This window comes from Streptomyces sp. SPB074 (genome assembly GCF_000154905.1).
Lineage (GTDB): Bacteria > Actinomycetota > Actinomycetes > Streptomycetales > Streptomycetaceae > Streptomyces.
This window is the reverse complement of the sequence record NZ_GG770539.1, coordinates 2,209,509-2,211,915: the sequence shown is the minus strand read 5'-3', so window position 1 is coordinate 2,211,915 and position 2,407 is coordinate 2,209,509. Positions and strand designations below refer to the sequence as shown.

At 71.3% G+C, this 2,407-nt stretch carries 2 protein-coding genes; both read right to left on the bottom strand.

Annotated elements, in window-relative coordinates; genetic code table 11:
* Positions 1-83 precede the first annotated feature (83 nt).
* Entirely contained in the window at positions 84-1,907 is a 1,824-nt protein-coding gene (gene glmS, locus SSBG_RS08905; RefSeq protein ID WP_008745853.1) for a glutamine--fructose-6-phosphate transaminase (isomerizing), read from the bottom strand.
* A gap of 166 nt (positions 1,908-2,073) precedes the next feature.
* The gene (locus tag SSBG_RS08900) at positions 2,074-2,358 is read right to left on the bottom strand and encodes a hypothetical protein (protein WP_037869298.1); all 285 of its coding nucleotides are present in this window, start codon (positions 2,356-2,358) and stop codon (positions 2,074-2,076) included.
* Positions 2,359-2,407 lie beyond the last annotated feature (49 nt).

Sequence of the window (2,407 nt, the reverse complement as noted above, 5' to 3'; positions counted from 1 at the left end):
CCCCTTACCCGTACGAGTGAATCCCGTACCCGTACTCCCCGCCGTGCCCGTACCCGTACGCGGGCGCGGGCGGGTGGCGTCGGCTACTCCACCGTCACGGACTTCGCCAGGTTGCGCGGCTTGTCGATGTCGCGGCCCATCGCGAGGGCCGTGTGGTAGGCGAAGAGCTGGAGCGGGATGCCCATGAGGATCGGGTCCAGCTCGTCCTCGTTCTTCGGCACGACGTAGGTGTCGTCGGCCTTCTCCTGCCGCTGGTGGGCGACGGCGAGGACACGGCCCTCGCGGGCCTTGATCTCCTCGATCGCGGCCCGGTTCTTCTCCAGGAGGTCGTCGTCGGGGACGATCGCGACCGTCGGCAGGGCGGGCTCGATGAGGGCGAGCGGGCCGTGCTTGAGCTCCGAGGCCGGGTACGCCTCGGCGTGCACGTAGCTGACCTCCTTGAGCTTGAGGCTCGCCTCGCGCGCCACCGGGTAGCCGCGCACACGCCCGATGAACATCATCGACCGCGCGCCGGCGTACGCCTTGGCCAGCTCCCTCACCTCGTCCTCGCGCTCCAGGATCTCGGCGATCTGCCCGGGCAGCCGCCGCAGCCCGTCCAGGAGCCGCTTGCCGTCGGCGACGGACAGGTCGCGGATGCGGCCGAGGTGGAGGGCGAGCAGCGCGAAGGCGACGGTCGTGTTGGTGAAGCACTTGGTGGAGACGACGCACACCTCGGGCCCGGCGTGCACGTAGATCCCGCCGTCCGTCTCGCGGGCGATGGCGGAGCCCACGACGTTGACGAAGCCGAGGACCTTCGCGCCCTTGCGCTTCAGCTCCTGCACGGCCGCGAGCACGTCGTAGGTCTCGCCGGACTGCGAGACGGCGATGTAGAGCGTCTCGGGGTCCACGACGGGGTTGCGGTAGCGGAACTCGCTCGCGGGCTCGGCGTCGGCGGGGATGCGGGCAATCTCCTCGATGAGCTGGGCGCCGATCTGCCCGGCGTGGTACGAGGTGCCGCAGCCGAGGATCTTGATGCGGCGCACGGTGCGGGCGTCGCGGGCGTCGAGGTTGAGCCCGTCGAGCCGCACGGTCGAGAAGCGCTCGTCGATCCGGCCGCGCAGCACGCGGTCGACGGCCTCGGCCTGCTCGCTCATCTCCTTGTGCATGTACGTGTCGTGGCCGCCCATGTCGTACGACTCGGCCTCCCACTCCACCGTGGTCGTCTCGGGGTTCGTGCGCGAGCCCTCGGTGGTGTAGGTGCGGAAGTCGTCGGCGGTGAGGGTCGCCATCTCGCCGTCGTCCAGCGTGACGATCTGGCGGGTGTGGGCGACGAGGGCGGCGACGTCGGAGGCGACGAACATCTCCTTGTCGCCGATGCCGAGCACGACGGGGGAGCCGTTGCGGGCGACGACGATGCGCTCGGGGAAGTCGGCGTGCAGTACGGCGATGCCGTACGTGCCCTCGATCTGCGTGAGCGCGGCGCGGACCCGGTCCTCCAGGGCCTCGTGCGAGGCGCGGGCGATGAGGTGGGTGAGGACCTCGGTGTCGGTCTCGGAGGCGAAGACGACGCCGTCGGCGGTGAGGCGGGCGCGCAGTTCGTCGGCGTTGTCGATGATGCCGTTGTGGACGACGGCGACCTGCCCGGCGGCGTCGAGGTGCGGGTGCGCGTTGTGGTCGCTCGGGGCGCCGTGGGTGGCCCAGCGGGTGTGCGCGATGCCGGTGGTCCCGGCGAAGCGCTTGGGGACACGCGCCTCCAGGTCGCGGACGCGCCCCTTGCCCTTGGCGAGCTTGAGGCCCGGGGCCTTCGCCTTCGGGCTGGTGATCACGACACCCGCCGAGTCGTACCCCCGGTACTCCAGGCGCTGGAGCCCTTCGAGCAGCAGGGGAGCGACGTCGCGCCGCCCCACGTATCCCACGATTCCGCACATATGCTTCCGCCCTTTGTGGTGGTACGGGCCGGGCCCCTGGGGGGTGGGCCGGTCCTCTGGTACGGGCCGGGCCCCCGGGGGGGGGCTCTCTGTTATGGGCCGGGCCGCCGGTCCTCCGGGGTCCCGGCTGGCCTCCGCGGCTGGCGCGGGTTCGGCCGTGACGAGTTCAGCCGTAGACGATGCGCCGGAGCTGCCGCAGGGACAGCTCGGGCGGGGCCACCGCGCGGTGCGGCAGCTCCTCGGAGATCCGGGTGAAGATCGCCGGGTTGGTCAGGCCCCTGGCCTGGAGCTCCCGGTGCCGCTTGCGGACCCATTCCTCGGTGGTCTCGTCGTAGAACGCCAGGACGTCCATCACCACGCGGTGGGCCTCGCCACGGCTCAGCGGGGTGCTCCGCGTGAGGTGGTCGAGCAGCTCGTCGAGGGGGTCCGGCTCGGTCCGGCGTTCTTGCACCCGTTGATATTGGGGGAGGAGGGGAGGGTTGTGCAAGAAATCTGCCCGA

Excerpts from the sequence above, each read along its gene's own strand:
- glmS (WP_008745853.1), bottom strand. The coding sequence starts at position 1,907 with ATGTGCGGAATCGTGGGATACGTGGGGCGGCGCGACGTCGCTCCCCTG.